Annotated in this window: 22 protein-coding genes; 21 read left to right on the top strand and 1 reads right to left on the bottom strand. The window is 38.9% G+C overall.

Translation table 11 applies throughout. From position 1 onward, the window contains the following. The first annotated feature begins 162 nt into the window (after positions 1-162). From HOO54_RS01375 to HOO54_RS01480, 21 genes are all read left to right on the top strand, one after another. Complete coding sequence (locus tag HOO54_RS01375; protein WP_172292190.1) at positions 163-681, top strand: phage terminase small subunit P27 family; 519 nt, start codon at positions 163-165, stop codon at positions 679-681. Then, positions 678-2,387 carry a terminase large subunit gene (locus HOO54_RS01380; protein ID WP_172292192.1) on the top strand — a complete coding sequence of 570 codons (1,710 nt, stop codon included), beginning with the start codon at positions 678-680 and terminating at the stop codon, positions 2,385-2,387. The genes HOO54_RS01375 and HOO54_RS01380 overlap by 4 nt, the downstream gene beginning before the upstream one ends. 11 nt (positions 2,388-2,398) lie before the next feature. Then, the gene (locus HOO54_RS01385; RefSeq protein WP_172292194.1) at positions 2,399-2,587 is read left to right on the top strand and encodes a DUF1056 family protein; all 189 of its coding nucleotides are present in this window, start codon (positions 2,399-2,401) and stop codon (positions 2,585-2,587) included. Further along, positions 2,588-3,892, top strand: coding sequence for a phage portal protein (locus HOO54_RS01390; protein ID WP_172292196.1), 1,305 nt, complete (start codon positions 2,588-2,590; stop codon positions 3,890-3,892). It begins immediately after the preceding gene. Then, complete coding sequence (locus tag HOO54_RS01395; protein ID WP_172292198.1) at positions 3,843-4,568, top strand: head maturation protease, ClpP-related; 726 nt, start codon at positions 3,843-3,845, stop codon at positions 4,566-4,568. Before HOO54_RS01390 ends, HOO54_RS01395 begins: the two co-directional genes overlap by 50 nt. 39 nt (positions 4,569-4,607) lie before the next feature. Further along, entirely contained in the window at positions 4,608-5,888 is a 1,281-nt protein-coding gene (locus tag HOO54_RS01400) for a phage major capsid protein (RefSeq protein WP_253907589.1), read from the top strand. Positions 5,889-5,916: 28 nt separating this feature from the next. Continuing rightward, positions 5,917-6,219 carry a head-tail connector protein gene (locus HOO54_RS01405; protein ID WP_172292200.1) on the top strand — a complete coding sequence of 101 codons (303 nt, stop codon included), beginning with the start codon at positions 5,917-5,919 and terminating at the stop codon, positions 6,217-6,219. After that, positions 6,209-6,517, top strand: a complete 309-nt coding sequence (locus HOO54_RS01410) for a phage head closure protein (RefSeq protein ID WP_172292202.1) — start codon at positions 6,209-6,211, stop codon at positions 6,515-6,517. Before HOO54_RS01405 ends, HOO54_RS01410 begins: the two co-directional genes overlap by 11 nt. Then, on the top strand, positions 6,517-6,915 hold the full coding sequence (locus HOO54_RS01415; RefSeq protein ID WP_172292204.1) for an HK97-gp10 family putative phage morphogenesis protein: 399 nt from the start codon (positions 6,517-6,519) through the stop codon (positions 6,913-6,915). Before HOO54_RS01410 ends, HOO54_RS01415 begins: the two co-directional genes overlap by 1 nt. Further along, entirely contained in the window at positions 6,912-7,295 is a 384-nt protein-coding gene (locus HOO54_RS01420) for a hypothetical protein (protein ID WP_172292206.1), read from the top strand. The genes HOO54_RS01415 and HOO54_RS01420 overlap by 4 nt, the downstream gene beginning before the upstream one ends. Before the next feature lie 14 nt (positions 7,296-7,309). Beyond that, the gene (locus HOO54_RS01425; protein WP_172292208.1) at positions 7,310-7,915 is read left to right on the top strand and encodes a major tail protein; all 606 of its coding nucleotides are present in this window, start codon (positions 7,310-7,312) and stop codon (positions 7,913-7,915) included. A gap of 64 nt (positions 7,916-7,979) precedes the next feature. After that, complete coding sequence (gene gpG / locus HOO54_RS01430; protein WP_172292210.1) at positions 7,980-8,345, top strand: phage tail assembly chaperone G; 366 nt, start codon at positions 7,980-7,982, stop codon at positions 8,343-8,345. Positions 8,346-8,539: 194 nt separating this feature from the next. Further along, a complete protein-coding gene (locus HOO54_RS01435; protein WP_172292212.1) occupies positions 8,540-12,991 on the top strand; it encodes a phage tail tape measure protein in 4,452 nt (1,483 codons plus the stop codon). Further along, complete coding sequence (locus tag HOO54_RS01440; protein WP_172292214.1) at positions 12,991-13,827, top strand: phage tail family protein; 837 nt, start codon at positions 12,991-12,993, stop codon at positions 13,825-13,827. The genes HOO54_RS01435 and HOO54_RS01440 overlap by 1 nt, the downstream gene beginning before the upstream one ends. A 12-nt stretch (positions 13,828-13,839) precedes the next feature. Next, a complete protein-coding gene (locus tag HOO54_RS01445; RefSeq protein ID WP_172292216.1) occupies positions 13,840-15,552 on the top strand; it encodes a phage tail protein in 1,713 nt (570 codons plus the stop codon). A 36-nt stretch (positions 15,553-15,588) separates the two neighbouring features. Beyond that, complete coding sequence (locus HOO54_RS01450) at positions 15,589-18,150, top strand: peptidase G2 autoproteolytic cleavage domain-containing protein (protein ID WP_172292218.1); 2,562 nt, start codon at positions 15,589-15,591, stop codon at positions 18,148-18,150. A 13-nt stretch (positions 18,151-18,163) separates the two neighbouring features. Further along, positions 18,164-19,531, top strand: a complete 1,368-nt coding sequence (locus HOO54_RS23980; RefSeq protein ID WP_253907590.1) for a phage baseplate upper protein — start codon at positions 18,164-18,166, stop codon at positions 19,529-19,531. Between the two features lie 14 nt (positions 19,532-19,545). Next, a complete protein-coding gene (locus HOO54_RS25035) occupies positions 19,546-19,995 on the top strand; it encodes an XkdX family protein (protein WP_375335794.1) in 450 nt (149 codons plus the stop codon). A 58-nt stretch (positions 19,996-20,053) separates the two neighbouring features. Further along, positions 20,054-20,266 (top strand): BhlA/UviB family holin-like peptide, encoded by a 213-nt coding sequence (locus tag HOO54_RS01470; RefSeq protein ID WP_172291990.1) that lies wholly within the window; start codon positions 20,054-20,056, stop codon positions 20,264-20,266. Between the two features lie 12 nt (positions 20,267-20,278). Continuing rightward, positions 20,279-20,542 carry a phage holin gene (locus HOO54_RS01475; RefSeq protein WP_172292220.1) on the top strand — a complete coding sequence of 88 codons (264 nt, stop codon included), beginning with the start codon at positions 20,279-20,281 and terminating at the stop codon, positions 20,540-20,542. A gap of 61 nt (positions 20,543-20,603) precedes the next feature. Next, a complete protein-coding gene (locus HOO54_RS01480) occupies positions 20,604-21,530 on the top strand; it encodes a peptidoglycan-binding protein (RefSeq protein WP_172291992.1) in 927 nt (308 codons plus the stop codon). Between the two features lie 97 nt (positions 21,531-21,627). On the opposite strand, the gene HOO54_RS01485 is transcribed toward HOO54_RS01480, so the two are convergent. Next, a complete protein-coding gene (locus tag HOO54_RS01485) occupies positions 21,628-22,032 on the bottom strand; it encodes a hypothetical protein (RefSeq protein ID WP_172292222.1) in 405 nt (134 codons plus the stop codon). Positions 22,033-22,035 lie beyond the last annotated feature (3 nt).

The raw sequence follows: 22,035 nt of genomic DNA on the forward strand, positions 1-22,035 counted from the left end.
AAACACCGCTTTTCAAAGTTCCCGAAAAATACAAAATACCCTCTCGGCGATTTGCCAAGAGGGCTTGATATAAACGATTTGATTGTTAGTTTCATCATAGCATGTTTGACGGAAAAAACAAGCGAAAAAAGAAGATTTTTTTAACGAAATGAGGTGAAAAACATGCCGAGACCCGCAAAATCTGCAGCTCTTCAACTAATACAGGGTAATCCGAATAAAAAGAATACTGAGGAATTAGCCACCAGAGCTAAATATGAAAAACAAATGAAAATGCGTACTGAAAATATTAAGCCTCCTTCATGGTTGGATGATAAGGTAGCTAAAAAAGAATTTAAACGGGTTGCTGCTTTATTGTCTGAAGTGGATCTCATCACAGAGGCGGATATCAACATGTTGGCCACCTATTGTAAGATTTACTCTCGATATATTTCTATTACAAAAAAAATTGATGAAGATGGCATCATGATAAACACAGAAGGGTGTAATGAAAATGGTCAGCCCATCAAGTCGGTTGGTGAAGAACATCCCCTTCTTAAACGCGAGAAAAATTATTATGATCAGATGATATCTGCGGCCAACCATTTTGGCCTTACACCGTCTGCACGTGCAAAACTAGCCATCACCAAAACTCAGGAAGAACGAGAAAAGACGGCAGCGGAAAAGGAGTTTGGTAATGTATGAATACAATTAAACAGTTTATGATTGACTACTCGCGCGATGTGATATCGGGTGAGATTGTGGCGTGTCAAAAACATATTTGGGCTTGTCATCGCTTTTTAAATGACATTAAGAGAGAAGGAACAAGGGAGTTCCCTTATATATTTGATGACGAGAAAGCTAGACGGTTTCTTTATTGGATGACTCAGTTTAAGCATACAAAAGGACCTCTCGCAGGAGAAAATATTGTCCCCGAACCAATCCAAATTTTTATTTTTGGCAATGTGTATGGGTGGGTTCACAAAGAAACAAGGTATCGCAGATTCACAAAAGTATATTGGCAAGTTGGACGTAAGAACGCGAAAACACAAAGTTTAGCTTGTGTTGCTTCTTATGAAGCTATGGCAAATGATGAAAATATGTCAGAGGTCTACATTGGGGCAACGAAAACTGAGCAAGCAAAAATATGTTGGAATGAGATCAAAGCACAGATTCTTCAGTGTGAGCTATTAAATAAACCTGAGCAAAAATATAGGATTGCCTACGGGAAAATTGAACATCCAAAAACACAATCTAAAATTGAGGCACTCTCTAAAGATGCAGGGAAAACAGGAGATGGGTTCAATCCTCAGTGCGGAATTATAGACGAATATCACGCACATAAAACATCTGAAATATATGATGTACTTGTTTCTGGTATGGCTGCACGAAATCAGCCGTTAATGGTCATTATTACGACTGCCGGTTTTGAATTAAATAACCCTGCCTACCGCGTTGAATATGATTACGTGTCACGCATTTTAGATCCAAATAAAGTAGAAACAAATGAGCAGTATTTTGTGATGGTTAATGAATTAGACAAAGGTGATGACATTAAGGATGAGCAGAACTGGATCAAAGCCAATCCTATTGTTGCTAAAAATGAACATGGACTTAATTATCTGCGTGGAGAGTTGGAAGTTGCCTTGGCTGTACCAGAGAAAATGAGGAACTTTCTGACTAAGAATATGAATATCTGGGTTAACATGCGTGAAAATGGCTACATGGACATGCAAGCTTGGAAAGATTGTGGATCTGATCATTTTCCTGATCTATCCGGCCGGGAGTGCTATGTTGGAATTGACTTATCAAAACGAATTGACCTGACAGCCGTATCTTTTATTTTTCCGTTAGATGATGGGAGCTTTGCTGTAGAAAGTCATGGTTTTATGCCTGAAGATACATTCTATGAACGTATGAAGACAGATCATGTCCCTTATGACTTGTGGAGGGAGAGGAACTGGTTAACCGTTACTGATGGTGCTGTAGTTGATTATGACTATATCAGAGCTTATATCAAGAAAATGGAGAAAGAGAAAGGATGGAAAATTAAAGAAATCGGTTACGATCCATATAATGCGACACAGTTTGCTCAACAGATGGAGGCTGACGGATATGTGATGATTGAAATTAGGCAGGGAGTTGCCACACTTTCAGAGCCTACAAAAGACTTTCGCGAAAAAGTAAAGGCGAAAAACATCATCCATAATAAAAACGATCTACTGACATGGGCGATGGGTAATGCTGTTACAAAAGTAGATGCTCAAGAAAATATCATGCTGGACAAATCAAAGTCAACACAACGGATTGACCCTGCTGCAGCCCTTATTAATGCACATGTGAGAGCATCTCAAATTGATATGACGATTGACTTAAATGCTTATATCAAGTCAGGATCTTTCAGCCTGTAGGAGGTGGGAATATGAAATTTATAAAAAGTATGCAGCCGTTTATAGATGATATCTTACTTATTATAGGGATGATATTCATTTCTACTGCCATATATCGAATAAATATCAACGCGGGTTTGATTGCGACCGGTGTTTTTTTATTTTCTCTTGCTGGCTTGTTAGGTGTAGATAGGCAGCGTAAGGAGGAAGGAGGGGATTAGATGCTATTAAGCCGTTTAAAGGGCGGGGTCAAGAATGAAATCGCAGAAGAGGATAGCGGCTCCCTTCTTCATCCAGCCAATTGGTTTAGAAATATTTTTGCTGGCACTGAAACCTCATCAGGTGAAAGAGTATCATCAAAAACAGCTGTTCTTCATCCCGATGTTTATGCATGTGTCATAGTTTTGGCGGATGATATCGCGAAACTGCCAATCAAACTTTTTCAGAATAAAAACGGCAATATCAAACAAGTCCAAAATGATATTAGTGAGATGATTCTGAACAAAGTCAATGATTATATGACAAGTTTTATTTGGAAAAGGCTTTTGGTCACAAGGCTTTGTACTTGGGGGAACAGTTACAATCTTTTGCTTTTTGATAAAGACGGAAATGTGACTGGAATCAGACCTTTAAACCCTGAGGCAACAAATACAAATATTGACCCTAATAACGGTCGGGTTTGGTATTCAACCACGATTGACAGCAAATATCGTGAGTTTTTTTATGAAGAAGTTCTGCATTTTAAAAACCTTTCTCTTGATGGAATTGTGGGACAAACTCCGATTTCAGTTATTCGTGACAATATCGGATCAAATCGAGCTGCCACAAAATTCAATGCAAAATTTTATAAAAATGGTGGCGCTCCGTTTGGCGTTGTCAAAGCACCAACTCTATTAGATAGAGAAAGTAAAAAAATTGTGAGAGAAGACTGGGAGCGTGTAAATGCGGGTCAGTCTATTGCAGTCCTAGACGCTGGTCTCGACTATTCACAAGTAACCATGCCGATGAAGGATGCTCAATTTATTGAGTCCATGAAATGGAACCGTCAGCAGATCGCATCTATTTATAAGGTACCACCACATAAAATAGGTGAACTTGATCGAGCCACTTTCTCTAATATCGAACAACAATCATTGGATTATGTCAAAACGACGTTACAACCTTTAGTGACAAATATAGAACAAGAATTGAACGATAAAATATTGACAGAAAACCAGTTAAAAAGTGGTTATTACTTTAAATTTAACCTAGAATCAGAACTTCGTGGAGATAGTAAATCTCGTGCTGAGTTTTATAAAACGATGCAAAGTGTTGGCGCTTTTAGCGTAAACACAATCCTTCAAAAAGAGGACATGACCGGAATTGGAGATATTGGGGATGAGCATTATGGGAATTTAAATCTTGTTCCTCTTTCAATTATGAAAGAATATCAATTGAACAAAGTAAAAGGGACATCTGATGAACAGAAGGGGGGTGATGGCAACGAAGAAGAAAAACAAGTATTGGAACATGAAGATTCTGAATGATTCTACTGCTGAAATCACACTTTATGGCTCAATAACGGGTGAAGGATGGTTTAGTGAGAGTTCTTCTAAAGTTTTTCAGTCAGAATTGAAAAGTTTAGGTGATGTAAGCTCTATTGATTTGTACATTAATTCACCTGGAGGAGATGTCTTTGAGGGCCAAGCGATTCATTCAATGCTTAAACGTCATAAAGCTAAAATTAATGTTTATGTGGATGCACTGGCTGGAAGTATTGCCTCAGTTATTGCAATGGCGGGGGATAACATTACAATGCCAAGTAACGCCATGATGATGATTCATAATCCTTACATGGGAATGGTCGGGAATGCAACAGAATTTCGAAAGGCTGCCGATGATCTTGACAAGATCACAGAAAGTATTGTTTCGACATACCTTGATAAAGCTGGTGACAAGCTGGATGATGTTACTTTACATCAATTACTTGATGAAGAAACGTGGCTGACAGCTGATGAAGCATTACATTATGGTTTGATTGATGAGGTCTCAGAATCAAAGGATGTAGCAGCCTGTATTGATCATCAAATTTTGGCACACTTTAAACATGTGCCAGGAAAGATAGTTGCTAAAACAGTTGCTGAAAATTCGGCTGAAGAAGCAGGATTGGATGAATTACAAAAACAAAAAATTGATATGAAACTTGAACTCTTAAATCTTTAAGGGTTCTTTTTTAATGCCACTTTTAAGGAGGACAAGAATTTGAAACCGAAACTATTAAAACAAAAAAATTTTTTATTGAAACTAGATATTCAATTTTTTGCTGGAGGTGGAATGTCTAAAAAAGAACGGGAGTTACGCCAAACGCTAGCAGAAAAGCGTACAGAAATTGAAGCATTGACAGACAAAGGGAAAATTGATGAAGCTAAAAAACTACTTTCTGAAGCTCAACAAATAAAAGAGCAGATCCAGACATATGAAGAAGTCCGAAATATGCAAGTCCCTTATGAACAGGAGCAGACATCACAAGATTCAGTAGCAACTGGTCAACAGCCAACAGATGATATCGCCAAAACGGAAGTAAAGAACCATGTTCAGCTTTTTGCGTCAGCTCTTAAATCTGGAACAATACCGAAACCTCTTTCCGCAATGAAAGAAGGTGTGGATGAAGATGGCGGTCTTGTTGTTCCGCAAGATATTTCAACGAAGATCAACGAAAAACGTAGACAATTTGATACACTGGCTAATCTCGTTGATGTCATTCCGGTATCTACAAATAAAGGTTCACGAGTGCTTGAAAAACTAGCAGATATCACTCCATTAGCAAACCTTGAAGAATTAGCGGATATTACGGAACTAGAGAATCCTAAATTTGAAAACATTAAATATAACATTAAAGATTATGCAGGAATTTTGGTTCTTTCTAATGATTTGCTTTCAGATACACAAGAAGCGCTTCTTCAATATTTGACCAATTGGCTCGCTAAGAAATCAGCTGTTACGCGTAATACGTTGATTATTAAGCAATTAGGAACACTCGTAAAAACAGCAGTTTCAAAGCAAGACGATATTAAAGATATTTTGAACGTCAAGCTTGATCCAGCTATCAACGCCACAACCTCTTTTATTACAAATCAATCAGGATTTAATGTTTTGGATAAATTGAAGGATGCTTTTGGCCGGTACTTACTACAGCCTAATCCAACAGATCCGACTAAAAAACTTTTATTCGGAAAGCCTGTGTCCGTTATATCTGATAAATATTTGCCAAACGGTGGTACAAAAGCAGCGCCAAAATATCCGTTGATTGTCGGTGATCTTAAAGAAGCTGTTAAACTATTTGACCGTCAGCAATATTCCATTTTAACGACAAATGTTGGCGGTAAAGCATTCTATCGTAATTCTACAGATATGCGAATCATTGAACGTGAAGATGTTGTTCTTTGGGATACTGATGCTGTTGTGTTTGCAGAGTTTTCATCAATCAAAGATGCAACTCCAGACAATGGGGTTCCAAATCCCGGTTCTGGTGAGAACAAATAATAGGTGAATGAAAGCTAGGTGATGCCCAATGACAGAAATTGAGCAAAAAGAACTTAAAGAAGCGAAAAAATTTCTCAGGGTTGATGGTGATTTGGAAGATGATTTAATCCTGGGATTTATCGCTTCGGCGAAGGAATATATTACAGCTGCAACTGGTTTAAAGTTCCCAAATCATTCAGCACGAGCTGATATGTGTGTAAAAGCATTTGTAACGCATTGGTATGAAAACAGGGAAGTAGCTGGCACAACTTCAAACCTTGATGGGGTGCTAACGATGATGATCAATCAATTAAAATATACGGTTTCGGAGACTGGTTCCAATGTTGAATGACATGCGGTATCGGATTGAATTTCAACAGAAAAAAGAGGGCGGGCGCCTCCCTGTGGAAGGTAAGTATGAAACTGTTGTGGAATGCTGGGCCAAAGCTGAGGGATTAAAAGGCCGAGAGTATTATGCAGCGGCAGCTGTTCAGAAAGAAAAAACTATAAAATTTACAATTCGTCACCGTGAAGATCTTAACGAACATATGCGAATTCTTTTTCAAGATCAACCATACGAGATTGAATCAATTTTGCCGAACTATTCTCGGAAACATTTCACCACAATAAGGGCAAAGGCGGTGGAATAATGGAATTTGAAATGGAGATGCAGGGCTTTAAAGAATTAGATTCATATTTAACTGACCTTGCAAGGAAAGATGAGTCAATCAATAAAGCAGCCGTAAAAGCCGGGGGTGCTATTCTTGCCAAAGAAATAGATAAAAATGCACCTCGATCTGATATTGGGGGCAGTCATCCCCATATTGATGAGGATATTATTGTTGGAAACCGTACTCGAAAGGATTTGGATGGTGAAATCTATGCTGTTGTTGGACCTACTAAAGACACAAAATTCCGTGTTCACTTACCGGAATTCGGAACCATTCATCAGCCAGCTAATCCATTTATTCAGCGAAGTATGAGAAGCGCAAATGAAAGAATGTTACAAGCGATGGCAAGCGTAATTAAAAGAGGGTACAAGCTATGAATGTAGTAGAAAGGTCTTTACTACTGAAAAACAAAGTATTTGAAGCGTTGGAGAATGATCCAGCGCTTTTATTATTGGTGAAACCATCAAATATTTTTGAACTAGCTGTACCAATTGGGATCAAAAGTAAGCCAGCCTATATTGTTGTACAGGAACTAGAGTATAGAGCTACTCAGTGGGCTGATGGCAAGCCAATAAAGGATAGTGCTGTCTATCAAATTGATGTCTATCACAGTTCTTCCTGTGATGAGATTCTTGTTGCCATCGTTCATGTGATGAATCAATTAGATTTTCAAACGACTGTTTTAATCAATGGTTTTTTAAAAGATGAAGTCCTCATCCGGAAAGGATATCGATTTGAGGCCAATATTTTAATATAATTGGAGGTTTAAAAATGCCTGAATTTAGTTCAGTTACCGGGTTGGAAGGTGTGAAATTCGCACCACTAAAAAAGGAAAACGGGGTTTATATAGCCTCAAAAATTATAGATTACCCTTATGCAATTAATGCAAAAGTAAATACTGAAACTTCAACAGAAAAGCAGTATGCGGATAATAAACTGGTTGATATGGCTGTTACAACAGGTTCCACAAAACTGGAACTCGAAATGCGTGATTTACCAATGGAAATATTAGCTGAGTTGTTAGGAATTGAAGCAACAGATGGACTGTATATGTTTAAAAAGAATATTATCCCGCCATGGGTTGCTATGTCGTTTTTTGGGCCGAAAGCAAACGGTAATCATCGTCATGTGGGATTAGTGAAAGGTCGTTTCTCGTTACCAGATGATGAATGGAAAACAAAAGAAGAAAAAACGAATTTCCAAACAATCAAACTTTCAGCTGAGTTTATGGAGCGTGAGCAGGATAATGTCTTTAAAGTATTAGCTGATGAAGATGCACCAAGCTTCAGTTTGGATAAGTTCTATACGAAGGTATTTGGCGATGCTTACAAGTCTCCTAGTGCAGGAGATAACCCTAACGTCAATCCAGGAAAATAAACATAAAGGGAAGCCTTAGTGCTTCTCTTTTTTCGTACTCAATACTTTTAAAGGAGGAGTCAGCATGGCTCAAAAGCAAATTGCAATTAAATTATGGTTTGAAAAAGATCAAAAATATAAAACGTTTATTGCCCCTCGTACGAATACAAAAATCTTGTATGAAGCCTTGGAATTAGATGAAGATGCAGCAAAAAAAACAAAAAACATTAAAGAAGTCCTTAAAAGTCTAGATGAACGCATGAAATTTATTGTCCGAGTATTTCACAACCAGTTTAGCTTAGAGGAATTCCAAGAAGGCCTACAATCCTTTGAGGTATCTGATCAAGTAAGACGAATCATGGGCGAAATCATGGGATACGAAGAGGTTAAAGAGGACGATGATTTTTTGCAGACAGCGGAAACAGAAACCTTACAGCCAAAAGTGGAATAGAGCAACTCAATGATATTTATTCGGCTCTTTTAAAGCAAGGATGGACAATGACAGAAATAGATCAGATGGATATTTATCACTATTTAGAAGTTTTGGCACATGAAAACAAACCTAAAATAGTACCTATAGATCAAGTATTTTTCTAAAAATGATTTTTTTGTTGAGTTTAAGCCAGGGAAGCGGGGTGGTTACATATGGCGCAACCTATCGGAAACATGATTGTTAAAGTAGGGCTTGACGATACTGGCTTTAATCGTGGTATTGAAGGTTTGAAACGACAAATGCGTTTGGCAAATTCAGAAATGAAAGCCTCCGGAGCAATTTATAAAGCAGCGGGCAATCAGTCTAAGTTCCTCCAATCTCAAATAGAAGGCCTTAATAATAAATATCAGATTCAAGGACGTTTAGTTGATGAACATCGCACTAAATACAATAAATTAGTAAGGGAAAAAGGATTAGATAACCGTGAAACACAGATACAAGCCCGGCGGTTAAATGACGCGATTGCTGTCCACCAAGGTCTTGGAAATGAACTGAAACGAGTAACCAGAGAATTTGATAATACGACAAACAGCACCCGAAGAGCAGCGGGTGTTTTTTCTGTATTCAAACGTAACTCAGGTGAAGTATCTAAAGAATTAAATGCAGTTTATCAGTCTGCTACTACAGCAGGGAAAGCACTTTCTGCCATTGGTGCAGCTGGAACTGTTGGAATTGGACTCACTGTAAAAGCAGCAGCAGACTTTGAGAAAGCAATGAGTCGTGTAGGTGCTTTGGCAAACGCAACGAATGAACAAATGGGAGAGTTAACAGAAACAGCCCGTCATTTAGGTGCGACAACTCAATTCACAGATGGGCAAGTTGCTGAAGGGATGCAATATCTAGCGATGGCGGGGTATAAAACGAATCAAATTGTTGGAGCCATGCCGGGACTTCTAGCGACTGCCGCAGCTGGTCAAACTGAACTTGGTGTTACAGCAGATATTGTTTCAGATATTTTGACTGAATTTCATATTAAAGCTGAAGATACAAACCGTGTTGCAGATGCGATGACCTACACGTTTACCAATTCAAATGCCACACTGCAAGAAATCGGACAGACAATGAAATATGCGGCACCTGCCGCAAAAACAGCCGGACTCAGTATGGAAGAGTTAGCAGCAGCCACCGGAATCATGGCAAACAGTGGGATTAAGGCGGATATGGCAGGAACAGCCTTACGATCAACACTTACTCGTTTAGCAGCACCGCCAAAGCAAGCAGGCAATGCAATAGATGAATTGGGATTAAAGGTCACAGATTCAACCGGAAAATTACGACCACTGGCAGATATCATTGGACAAATCAATGAGAAAACTAAAAACTATACGGAAACCGAGAAAATTCGTATTGCCAAACAAATAGCAGGGCAACATGCACTTTCAGGATTTATTACCTTAATGCACGCTGGAAAAGACAAGCTTCAAGATTTCACGAAAGAAGTAGAAAACAGTGGTGGAACTGCTGAAAAAGTAGCTAAGAAACAAATGGATAATTTATCTGGATCACTTGAATATCTAAAGTCAGCTACAAATAACGCAGTTATCACTTTGGGAAATCAGTTCTTACCTGTTATTAGAGCTACAGCTGATGGATTGACTAAGATGGTAACTTGGTTTGATTCGTTACCTCCTTCTGTGTCTCGTACAATTGCTATTACAGGTGGAGCCGTCACTGTGTTTTCACTTTTAGGTGGTGCAGCTTTGTTGTTGCTTGGCTCTTTGCCAAAGATGGCAGCAGGATGGAATATGCTTCGTACTGCCGGTGGATATTTAACTCGTAATGTAAACCGTGCTTCAACTAGTCTTGGAGTTTACTCTACAGAAGCGATTGCCGCGGGTAGAGCCTCCAGAACAGCAGCCACAGGGATGAGCACAACATCAACAGCGGCAAACTTAGCATCCACAAGAATGAATAGATTTCACCAAACGACCAACTTAGCAACAACAAGAGTTGGTAGACTTGAACAGTCAGCTAGTAGAAGTACTAAGGTCATGAGAGGGTTGGGTGGAGCCTCTCGTGTAGCTGGTTTAGGTCTTGGTATGTTTGGTGGTCCAGTTGGTGTAATCGGAGGACTTTTGCTTTCTTTTGCCCCGGAACTATTAAAATTTGGCTCAGGTATTTTAAAAGTTGGGGTCAATGCTGTTAAAGGCGCTGGCGGTTTTATGAGACTAGCAAAAAGCGGTTTCGGACTGTTTAACATTATCAAAAAAGGTGTAGGGATAGTCGGCTTATTACGTGGTGGATTGAGCCTGTTGGGTGGTCCTGTTGGTCTTGCTATAACAGGAACTACACTTTTAACTGAAGCTGGTTTCAAATACTATGACAATCTAAAGAAAAGAGTTCTTCCAGCAACAATTGATTTTGGTAATGGTGTATCAAAATCTACTTCAAAAGCTATAAACGCTTATGAAGATATGAACATAAAAATCACAGCTAAGCTTAATACACTACGTGTGACGAATAAAAAAATCACTAAAAGTATTGCTGAAGATGTATCTAAACAATTCACAGATATGGGAAATTCGCTGAAAAAAGGTTTTCAGACAAGTGCAGATACGGCTACTAAGGTATTAACAGATTTTTATGCTTCTAATAACAAAACATCAGACAAGGAAGCTGCTAAAATACTAAATAAAATTAAAAACGGAAATAGCAAGCAACAAAAAGAAATTCAAGGGTATGTTAATCGAGTTAACCAAATCTATCGAAAAGCTGCAAAAGAACATCGCAAAACAACAGACAAAGAGAATAAAGAAATAGCTAAAATACAAAGAAAAATGTATGCCAAAATGAAGACAGCTCTTTCTAAAAGTAAAGATGAACAAATAAAAATTTCAAGAAAATTAAAAGAGGAATCTTCCAATCTTTCTGCAAAACAAGCAGCCGCAGTTGTAAGAAACAGTAATAAAGCTAAAAACAAAACAATAAAAGCAGCAAATGATCAATTTAATGCTGTTGTAAAGGCAGCGGACGATCAATATTATGTCAAAGGCACGATTACTAAAAAAGAACATGATGATACTGTTAAAAAGGCAAGAGATCAGAAAAAAAACACGATATCAAAGGCTAAAGAAACTCATCAAGGTGTTGTAAAAGAAGCCAAAAAACAGGCAACCGGACATGTTAGCCAAGTTGATTGGGAAACGGGTGAAGTTCTCGGGAAATGGAATCTTTTCATTGTTGATTTAGCCCGTATCATTAATAAAATTACTGGTGGTATAAACAAGGTTCTTGAATTTTTTCATGCCCCAACTATTCCTGAGTGGAAACCTAAAGGATATAGTGACAATGATAAAAAGATGCAGGTTGCTCCTGGTGCTGCATATGCGAAAGGAACAAATTTCCACCCAGGTGGTCAAGCACTTGTTGGTGAAGAAGGTTGGGAACTGGCTCATTCACCAGGAATTGGAACCTATATGATAGGGGTAGGCGGTCCACAAATCTTGGATCTACCACGAGGGACTTCTGTACTTCCACATGCTGAGTCTAAAGTGTTAACAGGATCAGGTTTACCTGGATATGCGGGTGGAGTCGGAAGTTTTTTCAAAGGAATGATTTCAGCAGGGAAAAATGTTGTAGATAAAACGATTGATGTGGGTTCAAAGGCAGTAGAGTTGATTAAGAAAGGACCAGGTGAATTCATTAAAAAACTGTTTAAGGGATTAATACCTTTCAAATCTGGAAAAGGCATTGATTCCATAGGAACTGGCATAATGAAGACCATAAAAGATGGAGCATTTCAGTTTTTAAAAGGGATTATACCAGAAAATACGGCCACGGATTCGAGTTCATTTAAAGGAACAGGTGGGACAAAAGCTGTTAACCAGTGGGTTAGTGAGGCAGCAAACATAGCTGGTGTTCCTCCTACATGGATACCTGGTCTTGTTACAATTGCCATGAAAGAAAGCGGTGGAAATCCAAATGCCATCAACTTGTGGGATTCTAATGCAAAGGCTGGACACCCTTCACAAGGGTTAATGCAAACTATTCCATCTACATTTAACGCTAACAAGTTTCCTGGGCATAATAACATATTGAATCCTGTAGATAATACTTTGGCGGCTATTAACTATATTAAGCGCAGATACGGAGATATACGCAACCATCCAGGTTTAAGATCGATGGCTCTCGGTGGTGGATATGTTGGGTATGCAAAGGGTGGGATTTCTCCCGGTCGTGGTGGTTCAAAATGGGCAATTTTAAACGAAAGAGGCTTTGATGAAACTACAATTACAGAAGATCCTTCATACCGCGAACGCAATATAGGATTATGGGCGCGTATTGGTAGCAAGCTTGGAGTTCTCCCGTCTTTACAAGAAGGGATGATTTCAAAAGCTCTTGTGTTGTTGCAAAAAGTATCGATGCAACCCGAAAAAGAACGAGGTTCTTCTAATATTCCATCTGTGGACATTAGTAGTATCGTGCAGAACCAAGAAAAACAAATCAATATGATGGCAAAACAAATTGATTTTCTGAATAAAAACATGCAGCTGTTACAACAGATTCTATTAAAAGAGAGTGACACTTATCTTGATGGAAGAAAGATTGATCAATCTACCGGTGATCGGTTTACCCGAACGTCATTTATGAACGGGGTGAGATGATGAAATTGTTTATTGATTATGATAATGGGCTGGGGGAGCAAAGTTTAAATAGCTTGCTCCCTTTTTTCGAGGTTCTAAGCTTTACACCTGAGGCTCCAGGGATAAGTCGTGAAACAATCAATATTCCGAGAATAAATGGAGTTATTTTGCCGCAGCACCCACGTGAAATCACGTATACGGAGAGAAAAATAACAGTCGAAATTTATATGAATTCAATTATTGCAGAAAATTTTTATCAGTATAGACATGAACTTTATGCGTTACTGGTTAAACCTTTCCCATATTATATTTCAACGGATTTATTGCCAAATCTCCGTTTTAAAGTAACTTGTGATGGGAATTTCAGCATTCCAAAACAGAAAGAAAAAAATCACGTAGTTTTCACTGTGGACTTTAATAACTTTACAGGATTAGCTGAATCAAAATCTACTTCTCTGACAAAACAAAATTTTAATGGTGAACACTGGAGCCCGGGGATGAATATTCAAATGCGTGATGATCTAAAATACATGTTCAAAAATCAAAAAAGGTTTCAGGTCTATAACACTGGTGACGCCTATATTAACCCTATGCAGCATGATTATCATGTAACCTTACGAGCAAAAGGAAAAAATGTCACGATCATCAATCATACAAATGGTGAAAAGTTAAAAATAGAACGCGAGTTGAAAAAATCTGAGTCTGTGACTTTTGTTAAACAATATACGGTGATCAATAAAAAGCCTGTCAAAACATCTGGGAGGCTTCCGGGGCTTGATATCGGAGTGAATGATTTTGAAGTGCAGAATACCAATGATTTTGACATCACGTTTGATACACGTTTCTACTACGCGTAAGGGGCAAGTGATATGGCAAATTTAGATTTTATTAAACAGATTGCACCAGACGCACAGAGAGTTTATAAAAAGCATGATATTCTTGCTTCCCTGATTATTGCTCAAGCCTGTTTAGAAAGTGGATGGGGTACAAGTGAGCTAGCCCAGCAGGGAAAGAATTTATTCGGAATGAAAGGTACGTATAAAGGACAATATGTCCTCATGTGGACGACTGAATATGACAAGAACGGAAAACCTACTCCCGTGCAAGCCAGGTTTTGCAAATACCCATCTTGGTCTGAATCGATTCAAGACTTAGCCAAGTTATATGTCAACGGGACAAGCTGGGATCCTAATCACTATCAAGCTGTCGTAGGGGAAAAAGATTACAAGAAAGCAACAGCCGCACTTGTTGAAGCCGGTTATGCGACTGATCCGAATTACGCCATTAAATTAAATAGTTTAATCTTTACTTACAAACTAACACAATATGACACTGTGGAAGGTGTCCCTGACGGACCAGATGATCCAGATACACCGACACCTGATCCCGAATTTCCTAGTAAAGAGTATGACGGGAAAGACATCACACTCAATCAGAATTTACCTTCTGACGTTACCTTTCCACAACTACATGTTTCAACAAAGGATGGAAAAAGTGTTGTCGAAATAACGGGCGTTTCAGTCGATCTGATGGACGATAAGACAGGGAAGAAGAGTTTTACCTTTACGATCACAAAAACGCAGGAGAACGCCATAGAATTCGATTTATTGGTAAATGATAATATTCTGTATTTGGATGAGAAGAAATTCAATCATCAAAAGTATTACATTACAGATGTTAACATCCGTCAAGAGAAAAATGTTCTAAGGAAAACTGTATCAGCGAGCCACATTTTCACTGTGCTTCTGATTAACAATCGCATTCATGAAACGGTCTCAAAAAAGCTAAAGTTAAGAGAGGCGTTAGATATTGCGTTAAAGGATACGAATTTCAAATATATTTTTAAAACGCCTGAAAGAGAATTTGATGCAGCAGAACAAGAAAATTTTGGGGATAAGAATTCCACAGAGTTGATGGATGAAATTATCCAAGATTACAAGCTTGAGATCGATGTCGATAACTATAAAATGTATGTTTATCAAAAGATGGGAAAACGGATTAATTTCACCTTAGATTCACGCTATAATATGCCTGGTATCTCCATTAAAATTAACTCACAAAACAGCACAACTAGAGCTTGGGGCTATGGTGCTTTGAAAAAAGGCAGTAGCGCAGATAGCAAAAAACCAAAATATGAATTTGAGCCGATTTTGTACATTCATCCAGATGAAAAAAAGTTTTTACTCGAAGGAAAACCACGTTGGGCAGAACCGATCAGGGATGAAAGATATAAAAAGGCGAGTATCATGGTTTCAGCGCTTAAAAAACATGTGAATCCATATCCTGAAATGACAATCGAGGCAGACTTTCAATATATCTATGAACCAAAACTATTAGAAATTGAACAGGACTTCTGGAAAGGTGATACGATTCATGTCTTAGCTGATACGGCAGATGGTATCACGTTTGAAGATGATGTACGGCTGATCTCCATTCAGTACAATCCTTTAGATCCTTACAGTAGTCCAAAATTGATATTCGCCAATTTCAGAAAAGATATTCAAGATATCGCCGTTAGTCAGGCTAAGCAGTTAAGAGATCAAAAACGATATATCAACCAACTTTTTCAAACGCTCAGATAGCGTTTTTTTATTTTTGTTTAAAAAGGAGTGAGGCAGATGGTGCAGCTGATAAAAAATTATGATCAAACGCGAAACTCCCGTCATCAAGCACAATTAAAATCAGATATGCAAAGTATTGAAAATACCTTAAATGATCACGAGTATCATTTGAAAAGTCATGAATTATCTAAAACAGCCCATACATCAAAACAAGTCGATCACGGCGGTTTTTCTGTGTCTTCGGTTTTAGAAGGATTAAAGAACAGAATACGAAATTTAATATTAAATACCGATGGGACGAACGTTAAAGAGGTAGTCGATTCGAGAGTTACAGCTGATGGCGAGGTATTTCCCTTGCTTAAAGAGCGATTAGATACGGAGTATGGTAAGCTACTACAAAAAATCAAACGTAATGTAAATGTTGACGATTTCGGTGCTGATCCGACCGGTATAAAAGATAGTACAGAAGCATTTCAAAAAGCGATTGGTACCGGTAAAGTACGTCTGAACCTATCAGCCGGTACCTATATTGTAAAAGGCGTCAAACTTCCGTCTTGGACGTACATGGTCGGTCAAGGCATCGGTGTTACTACGCTGAAACTGCACGAAGATACGCCAGCTAGTGAGTGGGTGGTCACGAACGCGGATCATGTAAAGGGAAACCGAAATATCGTTGTAGAAGGAATGTCGCTTGATTGGAATTCGGAGCGCCAGGGCGGTGTAAGTGCAACCGGTGGAATACATTCGAGCTGTCTTACCTTTGCCAATGTTACATTCGGGATTGCGCGAGAAGTAGAAGGCATTAATCCGGGGTTACATTGTTTTGATGCCTCTGCACCAAGCTATAATATTGCGGATGTTGATTATACAAAAAGTGGATGCCGGTATATCTGGTTTGATCGATGCGTCGGTTCGGGGTATGGAGATGACGGAGTAACAACGCACTATAGTGAGTATGTTTTTATCACACAATGTGTGATGACCAATCCTAGTGGAAAGGCCCATCCAGTTGGAGAGGCAAATTCGAACGGTGTCGAGGTAGATGACGGGTCTAAAAACGTTTGGGTTATTGATTGTTATACGTCAGGGAATGTTCGTGGTGTTGAAGTGAAAGCACATCCGGAATGGCCGGCGCCTTCTAACGTCCACATTACAGGTTGTGAATCATTTCGAGATGTTCGCGCGTTTGATCTTCGTCACATTGGACATCACTTAGCAAACGAACCATGGAGCGAAACAGCTCGAGATGTTACGTTAGTCAATTGTACAGCGCGTGAACCAGTATTTAATGATCTATGTGTGGGACTAGATCCACGAGCGCTTGTCGTTTCAGCTTATCAACATGTCATGATTTCAAACTTCCGTGCGATTGGCGATCCTACGTATAACTATAAAGGGACAACAATCATCGCTTTTCAATATAAGAGTCGAAAGATTAATGTTAACGGATTACAAATGCATGGTTTCGCAAAAGCTGGTACAGATATTCATGTGATCGGAGGCGATCAACGAACGGATGATGTTCATATCTCAAACTTTGCAATCCATGATTCGGCAAAAGTCGGTATTAGCTTAGGCGGTGGGGTATATTACGTTAATTTAATGAATGGTATCACACATACAAAAGGTGGGATAGCCGGTGTAACAGCGCCAAACAACCAAGCAAATATTGTTTCGGTGCGTGCTGTTGGATATACTGATGCGGCTGTGATCGCAGGTGAACGTTACCCCTTTGTTCCAAACAATATCAAGGGCGGTTTTAGAGCTGCATCAAGTTCTGGTTCTCCTTTGTCAGATACTAGCGCAATTATCGGCTCTACTGGTGGTGGCAAAGCTAAAGGTGACGCTAATGTATTGATCGGAACACGGGGAGGTTCCACAACAGAAGGCTCTCGGTCTGTTGTCATGGGTTCAAATAATTCCCATGTGAAAGGCAAAGATTTAGTTTCGGCTATGGTTCTCGGTTCTGTCAATGTCATAAACGACAAGAGTTATACCACAGTGTGGGGGTTCGGAAGTGAGCCATCAACGGCTAATAAACGAGTCGAAGTGAATGCAGAGGCTGGATCGGTACGAGGTACGGGAGCCGTCCAGAGCGTTTCAGACCTAAAGGACCTTGCGGAATACTTCGAATCTAAAGACGGAAACAAAATTGAATCTGGCTATCTGGTGACATTGGATGGCGATAAAATTCGAAAAGCGCAAACAGGTGAAAAAGTTCTCGGTGTTATTTCTGAAACTGCCGGCGTTATCATGGGTGGTGCAGCGTTTTACTGGAATGACCGATATCTTAGAAACGAGTTCGGTGGTTTGATCTATGAAACAATGATTAAAGATGGCTGTGAATATAAGATCCCGAAAGAAAACCCAGATTATGATCCTAAGATTGAATACACACCAAGAGAAGATCGCGATGAATGGCATGTAGTCGGTTTAATCGGTCAGGTGTTTGTTAGAATTGATGAAACAGTAAAAACCGGTGATTTCATTGTACCTAACGATGGAATAGGTACAAAATCGGATAAAGGTAAAGGTCTTTATGTCATGCGAATCCGCAAAGACTTTAATAAAGATCAGGGTTACGGTGTGGCAAAAGTCTTTATTCATCCAGGAATATAACGGAGGTGGTTAAATGATATATAAAGACTCCGGCATTCAGTTCGATGTAAACGCACAAGTCAAACGCAATATATCAACTAGTATTCAATACAGTACACAAGACACTGGGACGGCAAAAATAACCTTTAAACTATTGAAAGACGGTGTACCATTGCCCATATCAAACGCGACTCACGGAAAACTGTTTATGAAGTTCGCGGACGGTAGTCACTTTTATGTTCATACGGAAGTCGGAGACGCTCTTACAGGCGTTATTTTTTATGTCTTGACTTCGGAACAAATGAAGCATTTTGGGACAGTGCAGGCTGAACTTTATGTCAATTATGATAACGGTCAGAAAATGAGTATTCACAAGTTTTCTTTTAAGATTGATCAAGCTCTTGTGGATGCGGATATTGTCCCGATGGCAGAATATTATATCGAAGATTTTGAGACGCTCAAAACCCTTGTTCAAGAAAAGGCAGCACATGCAGACAACATATTAGACGAACTTCAAAAGAAGTTTGCAGAACTGAATAACGTTGAAACAAAAGACGGAGCGCAAGCAAAAGCAAACAAGGCAGAAGCAAACGCAAAACATTATACGGATCAGCATGTAGCGAATAAGGAAAATCCACACGCAGTTACAAAAGAACAGATTGGATTATCTAATGTCGAAAATATGAAGCAAGCATCGAAGATTGATTTTGATACACACAATGAAGATTCTACTCGGCATATTACGCCTGAGGAACGAATGAAGTGGAATGATGGTCAATTAACTAAAATATCTAATGACACTGGGGGCGTGTTGGTATCCATAGGAGATACGGATGATCTCTATTTGAAAATAGTTCAGTCCGGCAAACGATTCGGAACTTTTTATTGTTCTGGGAAAGCCAAAAACTCGCCGAGTCCTCACTCGTCAAGAGGGCTTTTTCATATGACCGGAACGGATGAAAAGGGACTAGGTACGTACGGGTATGTCATAGCGCTTGATTGGAAAAACAACCTTTATACGAATTATATTGATCAAACGGAAGGCTGGCAGGGGTGGCAACGGTCTTTATCATCGTCAGACTTATCGCCGGAATGGAATGCGGCTACACTGATCAATGGGGCAAAGCAAGATTCAGCGTTCCCGTTACAATTCTCCGTCAATAATAACGTTTTATGGTTACGTGGCTCTTTCAGTTCCTTACCGGCTATCGGAACCATTGTCGCAAAGTTCACAATTAAGCTCTCTAGGCTTGTTGATTTTGTTGTACCTACAATTGGATCTTACGGAATCGCTCGTTTTTCTTTAACCACTGATGGGGAGCTGAGATATGACGGCATCATGGCGAATGATAATGCAAGTGTTACGAGAGTCTCTTTTAATGTCGGAATTCCGTTATGGTAAGGGGAGGGAAAAATATGCACGTTCTTTATTATGATGCAAACTTTAAATATGCTGGTGAAGATGATGTTGAGATAAATGGTGATACATTACCGCCTAATAGTACGACAGTGCTAATCCCTGAAGGGCTATACGATCCTAAATACCAGCTAGAGAAGGGTGTGGTGTGGGTTGAATCGGCTACACAAGAGTATATTGATAGCGTGAAGCCTTCTCCGCCTGAACCTAGTGCAACCGAGATTTTGAGGAAACAGGTTGCTCATCTATACTATATGATCTCGATAGAAGGATCAGAAAAGACGGCAGATTGGTTCACATATATGAAAGGCTTTTATAAAGACGGTCTGTGGACGAAGAAACAAATTCATGATGGAGTAGGTGCCAGAAGGATTACACCGAAACAATATGAAGAAATCACTGGAGAACCTTACGATTCCAATAAGCCTCCTAGCAACAAGACAGAATAACAGAACTATAAAAGAGCCGATTGGGCTTTTTTATTTTGCCTTAAAGGAGGTGAAGCCTTTGGAGATGGATTTAACTCAATATTTAATGACACAAGGACCCTTTGCGGTTCTTTTTTGTTGGATATTGTTTTATGTATTAAATACAACAAAAGAAAGGGAAAACAAGCTTAATTCACAGATTGATGCACAAAATGAAGTGCTAGCCAAATTCAGTGAGAAATATGATGTTGTGATTGATAAGTTGGATCAAATTGAAAAAAATCTAAAATAGGAGTGAAGAAAAATGAAAAATTTTGATAAAGGTACAGTCGTTCGGACGGTGCTTCTTTTTATTGCACTTATTAACCAGACTTTGATGATGTTCGGAAAGGGTGCATTGCCGATTAGTGAGGACCAAGTAAACACACTGGCAGATACTTTGTATTTGGTGGGTTCCACAGTGTTTACGATCATTACTTCAATCGTCGCATGGTATAAAAACAACTATGTCACAGAGAAAGGGAAGAAACAAAAAGAAGTGTTAAAACAAAATGGATTAACAAAATGAGAGGGCTACCGGTTGGCAGTCTCTTTTAATTGTCAAAAATAAAAAATAGAGGTGTTTTACAATGGCAGTTTCTTTACAAACATTGATCGATCGTTCTATTCGAAATATGGGGTCTGGTATTCACCCCGTAGTGAAAGAAACAGCAATCGAAGTCGTCAAAAGGGCATATAAAGAGAACATTTATGTGCAGATGACATCTGGCTATCGTTCTTTTGCGGAACAAAATAAGCTGTATGCGAAAGGACGTACTGCATCAGGGAAGATTGTGACTAATGCTAAAGCCGGACAGTCTAACCACAATTACGGTTTAGCAGTCGATTATGTTCTATTATCTTCAGATGGCAAAACAGCGATCTGGACGGTCAATTCTAAGTGGAAAAGAGTCGCTCAAATTGCAAAGGCTTTAGGATTTGCGTGGGGAGGGGACTGGAAAAGCTTTAAAGATTACCCACATTTAGAAATGATGGGCGGTTTAACTTTGAGCCAATTACAAGCTGGTAAACGTCCAGTCCTCGTATCAAAAGTAAACAACGCAACACCTGCGGTTCCTAAACCAACTAAAAAGCAGTCGTCAAAGAAATCATCTTCCAGTGGTGGTCGTGCGATTGTTAGAACGATTCAGAGTACGTTAAATAAACGCTATAAGTTAAATATTAAGGTAGACGGTTATCAAGGTCCTGAAACATACAAAGCTCTGCTTAAGGGCTTCCAGACCGAATTAAATAAGCAATTTCATGCCGGTCTTGTCGTAGATGGGGAGTGGGGACCGAAAACTCGTGCGGCTGTCGTAAATGTCCGTAAGGGAGCAAAAGGAAATATCACTTGGATTCTTCAAGTGTTGTTGATCTGTAAGGGATATGATGTGAATGGTCTGGATTCTATCTTTGGTCATGGACTTGAGAAGGCTGTGAGAGCTTTTCAAAAGGTGAATGGTCTGGCTGTGGATGGGATTGTTGGGAGAGCTACTTGGACAAGGTTGTTTGTATGAACATATTTTAGGCTGGGTGTTGAGTTTTTAATTACTAATAAGGTAAAAGGTGATGAATTTACAAAATTGTCACAACATCACCTTTTACCCCCATTTTTTATGGCTTCAAACTAAGAATATATTCAATTCGTGATTTTGCACCAAAGCTTGATTCTATAACCTTATAATCTTTACTTCCCATTAATTGTTTACATTTATTTATATCTTGCAGTAATTGATCTATATCTTCTGTATTAGCTTCAACTTTAAATTCGTTACTTTTAATATAATAATCTAATTTTTCATATATAAAATCAGGTATTTCTTTTAATTTAAAACACTCTATTGCAACACAAATATAATATGCAGTCTTTGTGAAAATATTATAGTTTAGCTCTCTCCAATCTTCTTCAAATACTTTTGCTGCAGATTGAGGTGCTGTAAAACCATCATCCTCTACATATTCTTCAAAACTAAATACAACGGAATCTTTGATGCTTTCATAATCAACATTATTATTCATATC

Origin of the sequence: Bacillus sp. WMMC1349 (assembly GCF_013155385.1) — a bacterium.
Lineage (GTDB): Bacteria > Bacillota > Bacilli > Bacillales > Bacillaceae > Bacillus.